Source organism: Nocardia miyunensis NBRC 108239 (genome assembly GCF_001613065.1).
Taxonomy (GTDB): Bacteria; Actinomycetota; Actinomycetes; order Mycobacteriales; family Mycobacteriaceae; genus Nocardia; species Nocardia miyunensis.
Map to the genome: position 1 here is coordinate 52308 of NZ_BDBQ01000031.1, position 16782 is coordinate 69089.

16 protein-coding genes and 1 pseudogene are annotated in these 16782 nt (G+C 67.0%); 7 read left to right on the forward strand and 10 right to left on the reverse strand.

Annotated elements, in window-relative coordinates; genetic code table 11:
• Positions 1 to 63: 63 nt before the first annotated feature.
• The 6 genes from NM2_RS12970 to NM2_RS12995 all read right to left on the reverse strand — a co-directional run bounded on the left by NM2_RS12970 (position 64) and on the right by NM2_RS12995 (position 6721).
• A complete protein-coding gene (locus NM2_RS12970) occupies positions 64 to 924 on the reverse strand; it encodes an alpha/beta hydrolase family protein (RefSeq protein WP_067668127.1) in 861 nt (286 codons plus the stop codon).
• 284 nt (positions 925 to 1208) lie between these two features.
• Complete coding sequence (locus NM2_RS12975) at positions 1209 to 2873, reverse strand: NAD-binding protein (protein WP_084530877.1); 1665 nt, start codon at positions 2871 to 2873, stop codon at positions 1209 to 1211.
• Positions 2874 to 2900: 27 nt separating this feature from the next.
• Positions 2901 to 3533 (reverse strand): TetR/AcrR family transcriptional regulator, encoded by a 633-nt coding sequence (locus tag NM2_RS12980; protein ID WP_245718001.1) that lies wholly within the window; start codon positions 3531 to 3533, stop codon positions 2901 to 2903.
• Positions 3534 to 3931: 398 nt separating this feature from the next.
• On the reverse strand, positions 3932 to 4984 hold the full coding sequence (dmpG, locus tag NM2_RS12985) for a 4-hydroxy-2-oxovalerate aldolase (protein ID WP_067668135.1): 1053 nt from the start codon (positions 4982 to 4984) through the stop codon (positions 3932 to 3934).
• A 14-nt stretch (positions 4985 to 4998) separates the two neighbouring features.
• Complete coding sequence (locus NM2_RS12990; RefSeq protein ID WP_067668137.1) at positions 4999 to 5925, reverse strand: acetaldehyde dehydrogenase (acetylating); 927 nt, start codon at positions 5923 to 5925, stop codon at positions 4999 to 5001.
• Positions 5926 to 5935: 10 nt separating this feature from the next.
• On the reverse strand, positions 5936 to 6721 hold the full coding sequence (locus NM2_RS12995) for a 2-keto-4-pentenoate hydratase (protein WP_067668140.1): 786 nt from the start codon (positions 6719 to 6721) through the stop codon (positions 5936 to 5938).
• A gap of 131 nt (positions 6722 to 6852) precedes the next feature.
• Between NM2_RS12995 and kstD the strand changes: the two genes are divergently transcribed.
• Together kstD and chsH3 are read left to right on the forward strand one after the other, a co-directional pair.
• Entirely contained in the window at positions 6853 to 8571 is a 1719-nt protein-coding gene (gene kstD, locus NM2_RS13000) for a 3-oxosteroid 1-dehydrogenase (protein WP_067668143.1), read from the forward strand.
• A gap of 9 nt (positions 8572 to 8580) precedes the next feature.
• Positions 8581 to 9444: an enoyl-CoA hydratase ChsH3 gene (chsH3, locus tag NM2_RS13005; RefSeq protein WP_067668145.1), complete on the forward strand. Its 864-nt coding sequence runs from the start codon at positions 8581 to 8583 to the stop codon at positions 9442 to 9444.
• Between the two features lie 139 nt (positions 9445 to 9583).
• Here the strand turns inward: chsH3 and NM2_RS13010 are convergent, their stop codons facing one another.
• The 3 genes and pseudogenes from NM2_RS13010 to NM2_RS13020 all read right to left on the reverse strand — a co-directional run bounded on the left by NM2_RS13010 (position 9584) and on the right by NM2_RS13020 (position 11622).
• Positions 9584 to 9787 carry a hypothetical protein gene (locus tag NM2_RS13010; protein ID WP_067668147.1) on the reverse strand — a complete coding sequence of 68 codons (204 nt, stop codon included), beginning with the start codon at positions 9785 to 9787 and terminating at the stop codon, positions 9584 to 9586.
• A gap of 216 nt (positions 9788 to 10003) precedes the next feature.
• A pseudogene (locus tag NM2_RS53390) lies at positions 10004 to 10585 on the reverse strand (maleylpyruvate isomerase N-terminal domain-containing protein).
• Positions 10586 to 10767: 182 nt separating this feature from the next.
• Positions 10768 to 11622, reverse strand: coding sequence for a TIGR03564 family F420-dependent LLM class oxidoreductase (locus NM2_RS13020; RefSeq protein ID WP_067668149.1), 855 nt, complete (start codon positions 11620 to 11622; stop codon positions 10768 to 10770).
• 85 nt (positions 11623 to 11707) lie between these two features.
• Between NM2_RS13020 and NM2_RS13025 the strand changes: the two genes are divergently transcribed.
• Both NM2_RS13025 and NM2_RS13030 read left to right on the forward strand, forming a co-directional pair.
• Positions 11708 to 12235, forward strand: coding sequence for a TetR/AcrR family transcriptional regulator (locus NM2_RS13025; RefSeq protein ID WP_067668151.1), 528 nt, complete (start codon positions 11708 to 11710; stop codon positions 12233 to 12235).
• A gap of 123 nt (positions 12236 to 12358) precedes the next feature.
• Positions 12359 to 13306, forward strand: a complete 948-nt coding sequence (locus NM2_RS13030; protein ID WP_084530897.1) for a cyclopropane mycolic acid synthase family methyltransferase — start codon at positions 12359 to 12361, stop codon at positions 13304 to 13306.
• Here the strand turns inward: NM2_RS13030 and NM2_RS13035 are convergent.
• A complete protein-coding gene (locus NM2_RS13035) occupies positions 13287 to 13931 on the reverse strand; it encodes a TetR/AcrR family transcriptional regulator (RefSeq protein WP_067668155.1) in 645 nt (214 codons plus the stop codon). The two genes, NM2_RS13030 and NM2_RS13035, sit on opposite strands and share 20 nt — an antisense overlap.
• 125 nt (positions 13932 to 14056) lie before the next feature.
• Between NM2_RS13035 and NM2_RS13040 the strand changes: the two genes are divergently transcribed.
• The 3 genes from NM2_RS13040 to NM2_RS13050 are packed head-to-tail and all read left to right on the forward strand — an operon-like array spanning position 14057 to position 16775.
• Positions 14057 to 14857: an enoyl-CoA hydratase-related protein gene (locus NM2_RS13040; RefSeq protein ID WP_067668157.1), complete on the forward strand. Its 801-nt coding sequence runs from the start codon at positions 14057 to 14059 to the stop codon at positions 14855 to 14857.
• A gap of 2 nt (positions 14858 to 14859) precedes the next feature.
• Entirely contained in the window at positions 14860 to 16005 is a 1146-nt protein-coding gene (locus NM2_RS13045; RefSeq protein ID WP_067668159.1) for an acyl-CoA dehydrogenase family protein, read from the forward strand.
• Positions 16006 to 16028: 23 nt separating this feature from the next.
• Positions 16029 to 16775, forward strand: coding sequence for an SDR family NAD(P)-dependent oxidoreductase (locus NM2_RS13050; protein ID WP_067668161.1), 747 nt, complete (start codon positions 16029 to 16031; stop codon positions 16773 to 16775).
• Positions 16776 to 16782 lie beyond the last annotated feature (7 nt).

Genomic DNA, 16782 nt, shown 5'->3' on the forward strand with positions numbered 1-16782 from the left:
CTCATGGACGAACAAGCAGACGGCGCTGCGCCGGACGGGCACTGATCCACGAGCGTGCGTGCGTCACCGTTCCCGCAGCCAGGTTTCGATGCGATCGACCGTGCTGCGCGGATCGGTGATCCAGCCGTTGTGCCCCAACGGTTTCGGCTCGTGCCAGGTGGTCACCGCGGCGTTGGGCAGCTTCTCCAGCAGGTGCCCGGCCGAACCGCGCGGGGTGAGATCGTCGCCCGCGACGGTGATCGACAGCACCGGCAGTTTCAGGCGCGAGATGCGTTCCTCGTAGTCGATATCCGCGCCCACGGGAACGAATCGGCCGGTGCGGGCCAGACGCGCCCAATCGGAGATGAGCACCTTGGACTGGCGGCCGAACCCACCGGCGGTGATGCGGTCGCCGGGCCAGAAGCCCGCGAGGTTGGCCGCGAGTGAGACCGCGGCCGGGCCCAGCAGCATTCCGGACCGGAAGATGCCGCTGTAACCGCGGAAATACGGTGTGCCGGAGGCGATCAGGATCAGCCCGCCGAGGCGTCCGCGGATCCGCGCGGCGTACATCACGCCGAGTTGCCCACCCATGCTGTGCCCCAACAGGATCGGCGTGCTGTCCGGAAAACGTTCGCGCACGACCTCGAAGATCGCCGGGAAGTCCACCGAGACGAGTTCGTGGTAGCCGTAGGTGCTGTCCGCATCCGGTTTGGGTTCGCTGTCGCCGTTGCCGCGCAACTCCCCGATCGCCACGTCGACACCGCGCCCGGCCAGCTCCCGGGCGAAATCGCTGTAGAAGATCCCCGGCACACCCAGCCCGGGAATGATCACCACCACCGCCCGGGGCGCATCCGGCGTGATCGGATGCCGATGCTGCCCCCACGCCGGGATCAACCGAACCGGCACGGTACTGCCATCGGGCACCTGAATCGGAACAGTCTCCATGCAGGCACGCTACCGCGCGCGTGATCGATCGTCGCAGCTCCGGCACGCACACACCGCTCGCGCGATCCCGCAATCCGACCATACGTACACATCACCAACCGCACACGTCGGCAGTCACCCGCGCCACGGAATCGAGCGCTGCCGCATGTTCCTGCGGACCGGCCGCCCCCTGAGACTCACCGCGCGGACGGCGACACCCGCTCCATCGCGCCCCACGGATCGGACTGAATCACGGCGGCCGATCCTGTGCGGCCAGCAGCCGAACCGCCCACCCGATGCACGGCTCACGCACTGACCGTGTCGGGCTCGGCTGTTCCTCCTTCGCTGCGCTCCAGCAGTTCGCCCAGTCCGGTGCGGGTGGTGACCACGACGATCTGATTGCCCTCGGCGAGTTCGGTATCCGGGGCGGGCTGCCACTCGAGTCGCGCGCCCCCGCTGCGCTGCATGGCGAGGACGCGGGTGTGTTCGGGCAGGTCCGCGGTGTCCAGCGGCTTGCCGACCAGGTCGGAACCCGATTGCACCGGAACCTCGGCGACCATCAGCGTGGCCGCGCCGACCGAGAGGGTCGCGATCACCCGGCGTTCACTCATGGCCGCCGCGAAACCGTCGGCGGCGAGCTGAAAGACGCTGCGCACCACGGCTTTCTGCAGACTGCGCTGCACCCGGTCGGCCAGATCGTCGTCGGACAGGCGCAGTACCACGCGCAGATCGTCGCGATAGGACTGGCCGAGCATGGCGGCCTCGAGATTCACCGCATCGCTGCTGGTGGCCAGCACGAGTGCCTGCGCACGCGAGACACCCGCGGCCCGCAGGGCATCGTCCCAGGTGGCCTGTCCGATGACGACCGGCACCCCGAGCGCGCGGGCCTGCGCGACACCGCGCGCGTTCTCGTCGTGATCTAGCCCGACCACGCGAACGCCGAGGTCGTGGAGCTGTTCCAGGACGCGTCTGCCGACATTGCCGAGCCCGGCCACGATGACGTGATCGTCGAAACGGGCGGGATCGGGCACGGTGACATCGGACAATTGCGCCCGCAGCACCCCGCCCACCACCAGCGCGGTCACCACCGGCGTCATCGCCAGCCCCAGGAAGGTGATGCCCAGTTGCACCGCCTTGAATGTCGCGGTCTTCTCCGGCTCGGGCGCCGCCGACCCCGCCGCGTCCAGCATCGTCTCGTAAACCGCTGCGCCCCAACCACTTCCCACCAGAACCAGCAGGCAGCAACCGAGCACGATCAGGGCGATGATTCCGATCAGCAGCCGAATCAGGTCGTGCCGCACCAGGTATCGGATGATGCTCAGCCAGACACGCGGCGCGCCGGGCGAGTACGGCACCTGCCCCGACAGCGCGAGCACGCGGCCACTCGCGGGAGCGACGGGCGTCAGCGCGATATCCGAACCGGCCCCCTCCACGAGCCCGCACACCACCCGGTCCGCGGGAGTCTCGGCCGAATTCCCCACGTAGAGCGTGCGATCGGCCAGCCGCAGATAGTCGAAGGCATTCTCGCTGACCGCCGCCGCGATGAACGAGGGCGCGGCCATCTCCGACATGGACAGCACCACGCAGTCGGCGAACAGGGTCCGAATGCGAAATCCCAAGCCGGTATTGAACATTCGGATCACCAACCGGATCCCCGGATTCAGCTCGTTCGCCCGCAGCGCCGCGTGGAAGTTCTCCACATCGGCCGAATCCACCAGCGCCAACGCCCGCGCCTCGGCCACCCCGGCGGCCCGCAACGTCTTCTCGTCGATCCGCGACGCACACTGGATCCGAACCCGCTCCAACCGCTCGAGCTGCGGAATATAACTCCCCTCCAGGTTCGGCACCACCACCGTCACCGTAGCCCGCGCGAACCGCGTCACCAGCCGCAACGCCAACTGATAAACCAGCGGATTATCCCCGCAGACAACGAAACCCGGCCCCACCGCACGCTCCTGCCCCGGACTCACATCCCGATGCTAGCTCGCTCGGCCCCTTCAGGCTCCTACTGCGCCGATGATGATTCTGCGCAGCACGCGGATGATGTCGTCCAGGCTGGGGCGGGGGTCGGTGCCGCTCCAAGCGTCGACGACGTAGTTGACCGCGCCGATGATCGCCAGGACGCGCATCTCGTAATCGCCGGTGGGGATTTCTCCGTGCAGCGCAGCGTCTTCCGCGGCGCCGGCCAGCAACGCACCCCAGGCGCGACGCAATTCCAGGCGGAACTTCTCCACCTTCGGTCCCGCGCCGACCACTTCGACCAATGCCACGCGAGCCTTGCGCGGATCGCGGCCGACGGCCTCGATATAGGCGCGCACACAGGCGTCGATGACCTCGACCGCGGGTTGTTCGGCATGGTCGGCCAATGCGGCGGCGACCGCGTCCCGCGATTGCCGATCGATCTGTTCATAGAGCTCGAGTAGCAGCGATTCGCGGCCGGTGAACTCCTCGTAGAACTGTCGCGAGGAGAGACCGGCGTCTTTGCAGATCGCGCCGACCGAACTATTTCCGTACCCGTCTCTGGCGAACACCGTCAATCCGGACTCCAGAAAACGCGCACGTCGTTGTCGCTGCCGGTCTTCTACGGGCTGCCCGGCGTACATACGTCCCGCATTAGTCTCCTGTGACATTGCGCCAGACAATACAGAAGGGCCCGATCCCCTCGTCATGGATCGGGCCCTTCGTTTTCACCTTCGACCAACATCGCATTAGCCGAAAGTTGGCTGTATAACCGGCAATACCGATGACCTACCGCATCGAGCCGGTGACCAACCGTTAGCCAACTCGGAGCATTCCGAGCGGCCCTGGCAATCATAACCGTTTTATCGGATTTTTCTAGAGTTAATTGGATTCATCTCACTGAGCACACGGCGGACCGCCCGCCATTCCCGGAACATCCGAGGACGGCCACAACTACTCATCGCCCGCGGGCCGGCACTCGTTACAACAAAAAACTGAAACTTGTTACAGCACAACGACGAGGGGCCGCGGACGGCAATCCGTCCGCGGCCCCTCGAGCGCCGGTTGGTCAGGCGGTGACGGCCTGCTGCTCGCGCTGCAATTCCAGCGCGATATCGATCAGCTGGTCCTCCTGCCCGCCGACCAGCTTGCGCTTACCCGCCCGCACCAGCATCTCCGCCGCGGAGACCCCGTACCGTTCGGCCTGCCGCTCGGCGTGCTTGAGGAAGCTCGAGTACACACCCGCGTAGCCCATCATCAGGGCCTGGCGATCGAGCAGGCATTCCTGCGGCATGGCCGGACGCACCACGTCCTCGGCGGCATCGGCGATCGCGAAGAAATCGATCCCGGTCTTGATGCCGATCTTGTCGGCCACCCCGATGAACGCCTCGACCGGGGTGTTCCCCGCGCCCGCACCGAACCGCCGCGCGCTGCCGTCGATCTGCTTGGCGCCCGCGCGCACCGCGTAGATCGAGTTCGCCACGGCCAGATCCAGATTCTCGTGCCCGTGGAAACCGACCTGCGCGTCGTCGCCGAGCTCGGCGACCAGCGCGGAGATCCGGTCGGACACCTGATCCAGCACCAGCGCACCCGCCGAGTCGACCACGTACACGCACTGGCACCCGGCGTCGGCCATGATCCGCGCCTGCTTGGCCAGTACTTCCGGCGGCTGCGAATGCGACATCATCAGAAAGCCCACGGTCTCCAGGCCCAGATCCCGCGCGTACCCGAAGTGCTGGATCGACACGTCCGCCTCGGTGCAGTGCGTGGCGATGCGCACGATCGAGGCGCCGTTGTCCTGCGAGATCTTGATGTCCTCCTTCACGCCCACACCGGGCAGCATGAGGACCGCGATCTTGGCCTGCTTCGCGGTCCGCGCCGCGATGGTGACCAGTTCCTGCTCGGGGGTCTTGGAGAATCCGTAGTTGAACGAGGATCCGCCGAGGCCGTCGCCGTGCGTCACCTCGATCACCGGGATTCCCGAATTATCCAGGGCGGCAACGATATCGCGCACCTCGGTCGCGGTGAACTGGTGCCGCTTGTGGTGCGACCCGTCACGCAGCGAGGTATCGGTGACGCGAACGTCCAGCTCCTGCGAATAGGGCTGCTTCACGTAATTCATGATGGTGCTCCCTTCTACACCCGGGCCGAGCGGATCTGATCGGCGACGACCTCGCCGACACGCGTGGCGGCGGCGGTCATGATGTCCAGGTTGCCCGCGTACGGCGGCAGGAAGTCACCCGCGCCCTCGACCTCCACGAACACCGAAACCTTCGCCATGCCACCGGAAATCACGCTCGGCTCGTCGAACTGCGGCTCGTTGAGCAGCCGGTATCCGGGCACGTACTGCTGAATGTCGGCGACCATCCGATGGATCGACTCGCTGATCGCCGCGGTATCGGCGTCCTCGGGAATCGCGGCGAAGATGGTGTCGCGCATGATCATCGGCGGCTCGGCCGGGTTCAGGATGATGATCGCCTTGCCCCGCCGCGCCCCGCCGATCGTCTCCACGCCCTTGGACGTGGTCTTGGTGAACTCGTCGATGTTGGCGCGGGTTCCGGGCCCGGCCGACACCGAGGACACCGAGGCGACGATCTCCGCGTAGGGCACCTCGACCACCCGCGAAACGGCCGCGACGATCGGAATCGTCGCCTGGCCACCGCAAGTGATCATGTTGACGTTCGGGGTGTCCAGATTCGCGTCCAGGTTCACCGGCGGCACCACCGCCGGACCCACCGCGGCCGGAGTCAGATCGATCGCGCGAATACCCGCCTCGGCGTACTTCGGCGCGTACTCGCGATGCACGTACGCCGAAGTCGCCTCGAACAGCATGTCCGGCTTCTCCGGCAATCCCAGCAGCCAGTCCGCGCCCTCGTGCGAGGTCTCCAGGCCCAGCCCGGCCGCGCGCTTCAAACCCTCACTGTCCGGGTCGATTCCGATCATCCAGCGCGGTTCGATCCGGTCCGAACGCAGCAGCTTGTACAGCAGATCGGTGCTGATGTTGCCGGACCCGACGATCGCGGCCGTGACCTTCTTCCCGGCGGCATTTCCGTTGTCGCTCACTCGAATCTCCTCAGCTGAAACGCAGACGAACAGAACCGAGTCCGTCGAACTCGGCATGGAAGTCATCACCCGGGCGGGCATCGATCGCACGGGTGCAAGAACCGGGCAGCACGATGTCACCGGCCTTCAACCGCACCCCGAACGAGGCGACCTTGCGAGCCAGCCACGCCACCGCGATCGTCGGATCGCCCAGCACCGCATCGCTGCGTCCCTCGGCGATCGGCTCGCCGTTGCGGGTCAGGCGCGCGTCGATCTTCTTGATGTCCAACGCATTCGGCGCGACCCGCTCGGGCCCGAGCACCCAGCCCGCCGACGAGGCGTTGTCGGCGATGGTGTCGCACAGGGCGATCTTCCAGTCCTTGATCCGGGAATCGATCAGCTCGATCGAGGGGGCGTAGGCGACCGTCGCGGCCAGCACGTCGGCCTCGGTGCACTCCTCGCCCGGCAGATCCGCGCCCAGCACGAATCCGACCTCCACCTCGACTCGCGGATACAGGTACTTCGAGGTGTCCACGGGTGTGTTCTCGAACACTTCCATCTCGGCGAGCAGGTGGCCGTAGTCGGGCTCGTCCACGCCCATCATCTTCTGCATCGCCTCGGACGAGAGACCGACCTTGTGGCCGATGACCTTCGCGCCGCCATCCAGGCGCTCGCGGATGTTGACCAACTGGATCTCGTAGGAATCGACCACGTCGATCTCGGGATACCTGGTGACCAGCGGGTCGATCGGCACCCGGTCACGTTCGGCGGCCGCGAGCTCCGCGGCCAGTTCCCTCCGTACCGCGTCGGACAGCACGCTACTTCCTTCCACTGAGGGCCCGGTCCGGTGACTGAGACAGAAACTGAAACGAGTTTTCCTGCGGAAACTTGATCCAGCAGTACCTTCTGCCACACCAATATAGACCAGACGTAGGCTGATTCTATAACGTGTTCTACATGACTGATCGGGAATACGACGTGGTGGTGGTCGGCAGCGGCGCCGCCGGTATGACGGCCGCCCTCGCCGCGGTCCACCACGGCCTGCGCGTGGTCCTCATCGAGAAGGCCGCGCACTACGGCGGGAACACCGCCCGCAGCGGAGGCGGTGTGTGGGTCCCGGGCAACAAGGCGTTGCGGGCCTCGGGCCGCCCCGACGACCGCGAGGACGCGCGCACCTACCTGCACGCGATCATCGGCGACGGCGCACCGGCGGAACGGATCGACACATACATCGACCGCGGCGCCGAGGCGTTCGACTTCGTGCTGGACCACACGCCGCTGAAGATGCGCTGGGTGCCGAACTACTCCGACTACTACCCGGAGGCCCCCGGCGGCCGCTCCTCGGGACGTTCCTGTGAACCCAAGCCGTTCAACGCCAAGGTCCTCGGCGACGAGCGGTTCAACCTGGAGCCGCCGTACGCGAAGGCCCCGCTGAACGTCGTGGTCACCCAGGCCGACTTCGTCAAACTGAACCTGATCAGGCGTCATCCGCGCGGCATGCTGACCGCGATGCGGGTCGGCGCGCGCACCTACCTGGCCAAGTGGACCGGCAAGCACCTGCTCGGCATGGGCCAGGCGCTGATCGCCGCCATGCGCAAGGGCCTGATGGACGCGAATGTGCCGCTGCTGCTGAACACCCCGATGACCGGACTGGTCGTCGAGGACGGGCGCGTGGTCGGCGTCGAAGCGAGGGAGGGGGGCGGGGCGGACGGCACAGCCGGCGAGCCGGTCACCTTCCGCGCGAAGTACGGCGTCGTGCTCGGCTCCGGCGGCTTCGAGCACAACGAGGAAATGCGGCACAAGTACCAGCGTGAGCCCATCGGTACCGAATGGACAACAGGTGCGGCCGGAAATACCGGCGACGGGATCGTCGCGGGTATGGCCGTGGGCGCGAACATCGACGTCATGGAGGACGCGTGGTGGGGGCCGACCCTGTTCAAGGGCGGCAGGCCGTGGTTCGCCCTGGCCGAGCGGAATCTGCCCGGCAGCATCATGGTCGACGCGGCGGGCAAGCGATTCGGTAACGAGTCCGCTCCTTACGTCGAGGCCGTGCACACCATGTACGGCGGCAAGTACGGACAGGGCGAGGGTCCGGGCGAGCATGTGCCCGCATGGCTGGTGTTCGACCAGCGTTACCGGAACCGGTACATTTTCGCGGGTCTGCAACCGGGCCAGCGGATTCCGTCCCGCTGGATGGAAAACGACCTGATCGTCAAGGCCGACACCCTCGCGGAACTGGCTACGAAGATCGGCGTTCCCGAGCAGGCGCTCGCCGAGACCGTCGCGCGGTTCAACTCCTTCGCCGAGAAGGGCAAGGACGAGGACTTCGGCCGCGGCGACAGCGCGTACGACCGCTACTACGGCGATCCGACCAACAAGCCGAACCCGAGCCTGGCCGGGCTGGTGCAGGGCCCGTTCTACGCGGCCAAGATGGTGCCCGGCGACCTGGGCACCAAGGGCGGTCTGGTCACCGACACCGCCGGGCGGGTGCTGCGCGAGGACGAGACCGTCATCGAGGGGCTGTACGCGTCGGGGAACTGCTCGGCCCCGGTGATGGGGCACACCTACGCGGGTCCGGGCGCGACCATCGGACCCGCGATCACGTTCGGATACCTTGCGATCAAGGACATCACCGATCGGGTGAAGCCCGCCGCGGACGCGCACTAGGAGAAGCCCATGCCGATTGATCCGAAAGTTGCACTGGGAGCGGCACTTCCGCCGCAGGAGTTCGCGTGGACGCCCTCGGATGTGCAGCTCTACCACCTGGGCCTGAGCGCGGGCGCGCGCTGGACCGATCCGGGCGAACTGCGTTATCTGGACGACCGGGCGCCGCAGGTGCTGCCGACGTTCGCGACGGTCGCGCCGACCATGCGCGTCACCGAACCGCCGCGGGTCAGTTTCCCGGGCGTGGAGATCGACCTGGCCAAGGTGGTGCACGGCAGCCAGGAGATCGTGGTGCACCGGCCGATTCCGGCCGAGGGCAAGGCGTCCAGCACCGGGCACATCACCGAGGTGTGGGACAAGGGTTCGGCCGCGGTCGTCGCGCACGAGACCCTCGTCACCGGTTCGGACGGCGAATTATTGTGGACCGCCCGCTCGTCCATCTTCGCCAAGGGCGAGGGCGGATTCGGCGGCGAACGCGGGCCCAGCAGCAAGGTCGAATTGCCGGACCGGGCACCGGATTTCAATGTGACCACGCCCACCCTGCCGCAGCAGGCGCTGCTCTACCGCATGTGCGGCGACCGCAACCCGCTGCACTCGGATCCCGAATTCGCCCACGCCGCAGGCTTTCCCAACCCGATCCTGCACGGACTGTGCACCTACGGCCTGGTCTGCAAGACCGCCGCGGACACCGTCCTGGACTCCGACACCAGCCGAATCACCGGATTCCGCGCGCGTTTCGCCGGTGTGCTCTATCCCGGGGAAACAATTCGGACCCGAATGTGGTTGGAAAGCAATGAGCTCGTCATCGCGGCCACGGTGGTGGACCGCGAGGAGGCTCCGGTTCTCAGCGACGTCCGCCTGACCTTCACGTCCTAGAACCACCCGACCCCGCCGCCCCGGCGCCGGAGAAGGCACGCAGCGGTCCCTCATCCCGCTGCAACCTTCGTCCCGCCGGTGCGGCGGATTTCATTCTCGGGTCGCCGAGCGGCGGCCGCGATCCGCACATCGGTGACTCCTACACTCGGACAAGGACTTTCGCTGCACGACGGTCGGCCATCAGCTGATATCCCCGGGCGGCGTCGGCCAGCGAGACCGTCGCCTCGAAAATCGGGGACGGGTCGAGCCGACCTGCGACGACCTGCGCGAGCAGTTGGGGAAGGTAGCGGCGAGCCGGGGTAAGGCCCCCGCTGACGGTGATGTTGCGCGGGAAGCAGCTCATCAGATCGATGCCGCCGTGCGGGCCGCCGACCAGGCTCAGCGCTCCACCGTCGGCGCAGGTCGCGACCGCGGTGTGGTGAACAGCGTTGCCCTGCTGGCGAACTGGAGGATCACAACCGAGTCGGCGGATTGCTTCTCCTCGCGTGCGGCGGCAGTATCGTGAGCACTCAGAATGCGGCGATCGTCACCGGAGCGCGTTCGGCGCGGGTGAGTGCGCTCAGGACGGCGGATTGCCCGTGGCGGGTGACGGCCAGGCGGGACAGCAGATCGAGTACGGGTTCGAAGATCCGTGGTGGGAAAGCGGTGTCCGGATGCCTACGCTCACCGCCAGATCGTCGCTGTGGACGACGAACTCGACCAGGCGCGTCAGCAGGAAATCGTTGAGCAGCAACGGGATTCCGACGAACGAAATCACGCGATCGGCGGGCTCATCCGACAGGGCCGCACGCTGCACCGGCAGCACCGATTCGATTCGCTCGATCAAGGCCCGCACGCCGTCCGCCGCTGCCGCTTCGCCGAACCGCCGGATACGAACGTTGCTCTCGTCATCCACATCGTTGTCGAAAGATGCCGCACGGCTGAAGAATTCGGCGGCCGATACCGGCTCCTAGGCCGACGCGCCCGTCTCGAGCACCCGCGATACGTGCGAGACCTGCAATGCCAGATGTCCGGCCAACCCGTGAACACTGAACTCCGCCAACGCGCTCGGCTCATCCCAGGCTGCGGCGACCGCCGGATCGGCGAGCAGCCCGGCCACCGAACGAGCCGCTTCCAGGTAGCCATCCGCGCGGTCGATCATCGACTCCCCTTCGGCGACGGCTTGAACGATGCCGCGGGCCAGACTATCGCGGATCGATTCCGCCGGGAACGATTCACTCTTTCTCGGGATTGATCACGACCAGGGTCATGAGGGTGCTGTCCTGTTCGGCGACCGCGCGCTGCTGGGCTGTGCCAGTCGGGCCACGCACCACACGATGGTTCCTACAGGGAGTTGGCCAGTTCCCCAGCCAGTTTCAGTGTCCTGGCCTTCTCGGTGTCGTCCCCGGCGACGCTGACCAGCACTTCGGTCGCGCCCGCGTCCGCATACGCACGGATCGCGGCGGCGACGGTGTCCTCGTTCCCTGCGACGACCGTCTCCGCGACGTTCTTCTGGCCCTGACGGTCCAGCAGCGTTCGGTAAGTGGCGAAGTCCGAAGCGAAGCCGAGCGCGGCGGCGACCTCGTCGCGCACGGCGTTCGGCCTGGAAGTCACGCTCACCATCACCCCCGCGACGACACGTGGATCCTTCGCCACGGCATCGATCCCGGGCCGGATGTGATCGGCGATCGTCTGCGGTGTCGCCCACACCGTGACCGTGCCGTCGGCGAGTTCACCCGCGATGCGAAGCATCACCGGACCGAGCGCGGACAGCAGCACCGAGGGAGGCCGCGCGCCCGGGACCTGGACGTGGCCGGCACCCGAGAGTTCGGCGCGTAGCGCGGTCAGATACTCGCGCGTGTGGCGAGCGGGGCGGTCATAGGACAGCCCGTAGACGCCCTCGATGAATTGCTGGTGACTCGGCCCGACACCCAGGGTGAACCGGTTACCGGTTGCGGCCGCCACCGTGAGAGCCTGCCCGGCCAGCGAGATCGGGTGGCGCGGGTAGGTATGCACGATGGCGGTGCCCAGCTCGATCTCCGGCACGGCCGCTCCGGCGAGCGCCGCGACGGTAAGCGGGTCCCACGCCAGTACCTGGTTGAAGAACACGCTGGCCAGCCCATATTCCGCCGCCGCACGTGCCTGCCCGATCTGGGACTGGAGATCACTCTGGTCTCCGACGTACAGACCGATCCGCATGATTCCTCCAAAGGTGAATTCAATATTCCGCTTTCACGACGCTAGCATAAGATGAATCAGAGATTCCGCTTACTGGGAGGTGTCAGTGCGGGCGGACGCACAGCGCAACCGGGCGGCGATCACCAGCGCCGCCCTCCGGCTGGCCAACGAGCGGGGCGAAGCCGTGTCGATGGAGGACATCGCGCGGGAGGCCGGACTTGGCGTCGGCACGCTGTACCGGCACTTCCCGGACCGGCGCGCCCTATTGGAGGACATCGCGGTCGACACGCTGCGGCAACTGCTGGAGGCCACGCGCGCGGAAGTCGGCCGGGCCCCGGCATGGGAAGCGCTGCTGCGGGTCGTGGACTACTGCGTGGCCAAGCCGCTACCGTTGATTACGCACCTGATCACCGGCCATCCGGACCGCCATGAATTGCCCGAGTTGGAAGCCGAGATCAAGAGCCTGATCGCCGAGATAGCGGCGGACGCGCAACGCGAGGGCGACCTGCGCGCCGACGTGCCGCCGACGGAGGTGGTGGGAGTGCTCCACGTGGCGGTCTGCCGCTGCGACGCCCGCGCCGACGATCACTTGACCCGCGTGCTGCTCGACGGTCTGCGCACACGGAAGAACTGAATTTCGAGTAACCGACGGAGCCGATCGTTCCCGACGAAATCATCCGGTGGTTGTCGTCCACGGGAATGAACCCTGCGGGTCGGCTCTTCGTGACTGTTGCAGGTCCATACGGAGGTGGTCATCGTGGCCGAACTCGCACCGTTCTACCGGGACGTCCAAGCACACTACGACGTTTCCGACGACTTCTATCGCTTGTTCCTGGATCCTTCCATGACCTACAGCTGCGCCTACTTCGTGCGGGAGGGCATGACGCTCGAGCAGGCCCAGCAGGCGAAGATCGATCTCGCACTGGGCAAGCTGGACCTGCGGCCGGGCATGACCCTGCTGGACATCGGATGCGGCTGGGGTTCGGCGCTACGACGCGCGGTGCAGCTGCACCGGGTGCGTGCCATCGGCCTCACGCTGAGCCGTAATCAGTTCGAATACGTCGCGGCCGATATCCGCCGCCGTGGACTCGCCGAGGCACAGGTGCGGCTACAAGGCTGGGAGGAATTCGATCACCCGGTGGACCGCATCGTCAGCATCGGCGCGTTCGAGCATTTCCGCCGCGCACGATACGACGAATTCTTCCGCCGCTGCCGGGACCTGCTGCCCGAGGACGGGCGACTGCTGCTGCACAGCATCATCGGCTATTCCCTGGCGGATCTTCGGCGCATGAACATCGAGGTGACCCGGGACGACGCCCGTTTCCACGTATTCATCAGGCGTCACATCTTCCCCGGCGGGCAACTTCCGCAACCGGCCGACATCACGAACGGTGCCACCGCCGCCGGTTTCACCGTCGCGCGGATCCAATCCCTCCAACCGCACTACGCGTACACGCTGGACCGTTGGACCCGAGGACTACAGGACCATCGCGACGAGGCGATCAGCCTCACCGACGAATCCGTCTACAACCGCTACGTGACATATCTAAGCGGCGCCGCCGACCGATTCCGCCGCGGATTGCTCGACGTCATGCAGTTCACTCTCGTCAAATCCGCACCGGACGCCGCTCACGCCGCCACCGACAGGAACTCTTGCGCCACAGCACAAATCAGCGAGGACACGGTCACGCCCTCGCGGGAGTGATCCCGACCAGCATCATCAGGGTGTCGGTGAGTTCGTCGACCGCGCGCTGCTGAGCCTTGCCGGTCAGGCTCGCGCACCACAGCGGGGCCTGGCTCATCGCAGCGTGCATGCACTGCAAGGCCGTGTCGATCCCGGTGACGGTGAATTCGCCCGAGGCGACCCCGGCCTCCACGAGCCGGCGGAACAGCTGGTCGTGACGTTGACGCATGTCCTTGATGCGTTCGCGCTGGGCGTCGGGCCATTCACGGGGCATCAGGAACAGACGCAGGGCGGCCGGATAGTCACGCACGGCGATGGTGATGTGTTCGTGAATCAGGGCGCTCAGCCGCGTCGTGGGCGTGCCCTCGGTGGCCGCGAGGTGCGCTTCGAGGCGGTCGGTCCACTCGTTGCCGAGCGTCTCGATCGCCGCGGTGCCGAGTTCTTCCTTACTCGAAAAGTAGTAGTACAGCGAGCCTTTCGTGACGTCGAGACGTTCGGCGACATCCTCGAGGCTGACCGCGTCGTAGCCCCGCTCGCCGAACAGCTCCGCCGCCGCCGCGAGGATCTCCTGGATCCGGCGGCCGCGTTTGCGCTGCACCCGGCCGGATGCCGGGCTCGCCTGCGCGTCGGTCTGAGCCGAAGTCATCGCGCTCCCCTCTCTGTGCTCTCCCGGCGGACTCGACCCGAGAGTACCGGTTTGACCTCAAATTCAATTATTGACTCTATAGTCAAAGTTTGTCAGCATGGTCAAACAACGAGGAGGAGCTGGCGATGACCACATACGACGACATCCGCTACGAGGTCGAGGGACCTGCGGCGATCATCACGATCAACCGGCCGGAGCGGTACAACGCGTTCCGCGGCAAGACGGTCGAGGAGCTCATCAAGGCGTTCCGCGCCGCCTGGGCGGACCGGCAGGTGCAGGCGGTGATCCTCACCGGCGCGGGCGAGAAGGCGTTCTGCACCGGCGGCGACGTCAAGCAGCGGGCGGAGACCGGCGACTACGGCCCGACCGAGAGCGGCATGTTCGAGATCGGCAACCTGCACAAGCTCATTCGCGACATCCCCAAGCCGGTGATCGCCGCGGTGAACGGCATCGCGGTGGGCGGCGGGCACGTGCTGCACGTGCTGTGCGACGTGTCCATCGCCAGCGAGACCGCCCGGTTCGGCCAGGCCGGCCCCAAGGTCGGCTCGTTCGACGCCGGATTCGGCACCGCCTACCTCGCCCGCGTGGTCGGCGAGAAGCGGGCCCGCGAGATCTGGTTCTGGTGCCGCCAGTACAGCGCCGTCGAGGCCGAGCGGATGGGCCTGGTCAACGCCGTCGTACCGGCCGACCAGCTGCGCGAGACCGCGCTGAGCTGGGCCAACGAGGTCGCCGAGAAGAGCCCGACCGCGCTGCGCTTCCTCAAGCAGTCGTTCAACGCCGACACCGACCACCAGGCGGGCCTGTCCAACCTGGCCATGTCGGCGCTGGATCTGTTCACCGCGTCGCCCGAGGGACTCGAGGGCGCGAAGGCCTTCGCCGAGAAGCGCAAGCCGGATTTCAACTCGCACGTCGACTGGCACTACTGATCATGGACTTCACATTCGACGACGAGGTCGAGGCGTACCGGCAGGAGTTGCGGCGCTTCGCCGCCAAGGTCCTGGCCCCGCACTACCAGGCCGACGACAAGGCGGCGAAGCTGCGGCCGGAACTGGTCGCCGATATGGCCCGCATGGGACTGACGGGTTTGCGCATCCCGGAGCGGCACGGCGGCCAGGACGCCAGCGCGGTGATCGCGGGCATGGCCGCCGAAGAGGTCGCCCGGGGTGACTTCAACGCCACCTACCTGATCATCGTCAACGCCCTGGTCAGCGACATTCTCGCCCGCAACGCCAGCGAGGAGCAGCAGGCCGCCTGGCTGCCCGAGATCGCCTCGGGCGCAGTGGTTCCCGCCTTCTGCATCACCGAACCCGAACACGGCACCGACGCCGCCGCACTCGAGACCAGGGCCGAGCCCGACGGCGATGGGTGGCGGATCACCGGCGAGAAGACCTCGATCACCCTTGGGATGTCCGCACACAAGGCACTGGTCCTGGCCCGCACGGGCGGTCCGGGGGCGCGCGGAGTCAGCGCGTTCTGGGTGGATCTGGACGATCGGTACGTCTCGCGGGCCGCGTTCGACGATCTGGGCAGCCGCGCGATCGGCAGGGCCACACTGCATTTCGACGGTCTTCCGGTCGGCCGCGACCGTCTGGTCGGGGAGCCGGGGCAGGGCTTCATCTCGGTGATGCAGGGCTTCGACTACTCACGCGCGGTCATCGGTCTGGCCTGCCTGGGCGCGGCGCAGGTCTCGCTCGACGAGGCGTTGCAGTGGGCGCGCGACCGCAAGACCTTCGGCAACCCGATCGGCACCTTCCAGGGGGTGTCCTTCCCGCTCGCGGAGTACGCGACGTATCTGCGCGGCGCGCGGCACGTCTGCTATGAGGCGTTGTGGCGCAAGGACAACGGTCTCGAGCACAGCACCGAGGCGGCCATGGCCAAGTTCTGGGCCCCCAAGCTGGCCGCCGAGGTCATCCACCAGTGCCTGCTGACCTTCGGGCATCTGGCCTACTCCAGTGAGAGCCCGATCGGGCAGCGCATGCGCGACGTCATCGGACTCGAGATCGGCGACGGCACCGCGCAGGTCTCCAAGCTCGTCATCGCCCGAAACCTGCTGGGCCGCAGCTTCGCCCCCTGAATCACAGCGAAAGGAATTCCGCCATGGGCACACTCGAGGACAAGATCGCCATCGTGACCGGCGCCGGACAGGGCATCGGCCGCGGTATCGTCGAGAAGCTCTACGCCGAGGGCGCGACGGTGGTCATCGCCGACATCAACGAGAACACGGCGAAGGAAACCGCCGCCGCCCTGGGCGCACGCGCGGTCGGACTGCGCGCCGACGTGACCGCGCCCGAATCGGTTCAGGCGATGGCCGACCAGGTCCGGCAACAGTTCGGCCGCATCGATGTGCTGGTCAACAACGCCGGCTGGGACAAGGCCGCGCCCTTCGTCGATTCCGATCGGGCCGATTGGGACCGGGTCATCCAGATCAATCTGTACGGGGTGCTGAACACCTGCAAGGCCGTGCTCCCGGTCATGGCCGAACAGAAATCCGGCACGGTGGTCAACGTGGCCTCGGACGCCGGACGCGTCGGTTCCTCGGGCGAGGCCGTCTATTCCGCGGCCAAGGGCGGGGTCATCTCCTTCACCAAATCCGTTGCGCGCGAGATGGCCCGGTATCAGGTCAACGCCAATGCGGTATGCCCGGGCCCGACCGATACCGCGCTGTTCGCCTCCATCGGCGGCGACGATCCGCGCCTGCGCGAGGCGCTGACCAAGGCGATCCCGTTCCGCCGCCTCGCCCAGCCCAGCGACCTCGCCAATGTGGTCGCCTTCTTCGCCTCCGACGAGGCCGCCTACGTCACCGGCCAGACCGTCAGCGTCAGCGGCGGCCTCACCATGAGCTGAACCGGAG

Excerpts from the sequence above, each read along its gene's own strand:
- NM2_RS12970 (WP_067668127.1), bottom strand. The coding sequence starts at position 924 with ATGGAGACTGTTCCGATTCAGGTGCCCGATGGCAGTACCGTGCCGGTT.
- NM2_RS12980 (WP_245718001.1), bottom strand. The coding sequence starts at position 3,533 with ATGTCACAGGAGACTAATGCGGGACGTATGTACGCCGGGCAGCCCGTA.
- dmpG (WP_067668135.1), bottom strand. The coding sequence starts at position 4,984 with ATGAATTACGTGAAGCAGCCCTATTCGCAGGAGCTGGACGTTCGCGTC.
- chsH3 (WP_067668145.1), top strand. The coding sequence starts at position 8,581 with ATGCCGATTGATCCGAAAGTTGCACTGGGAGCGGCACTTCCGCCGCAG.
- NM2_RS13010 (WP_067668147.1), bottom strand. The coding sequence starts at position 9,787 with ATGAGCTGCTTCCCGCGCAACATCACCGTCAGCGGGGGCCTTACCCCG.
- NM2_RS13020 (WP_067668149.1), bottom strand. The coding sequence starts at position 11,622 with ATGCGGATCGGTCTGTACGTCGGAGACCAGAGTGATCTCCAGTCCCAG.
- NM2_RS13035 (WP_067668155.1), bottom strand. The coding sequence starts at position 13,931 with ATGACTTCGGCTCAGACCGACGCGCAGGCGAGCCCGGCATCCGGCCGG.
- NM2_RS13040 (WP_067668157.1), top strand. The coding sequence starts at position 14,057 with ATGACCACATACGACGACATCCGCTACGAGGTCGAGGGACCTGCGGCG.
- NM2_RS13045 (WP_067668159.1), top strand. The coding sequence starts at position 14,860 with ATGGACTTCACATTCGACGACGAGGTCGAGGCGTACCGGCAGGAGTTG.
- NM2_RS13050 (WP_067668161.1), top strand. The coding sequence starts at position 16,029 with ATGGGCACACTCGAGGACAAGATCGCCATCGTGACCGGCGCCGGACAG.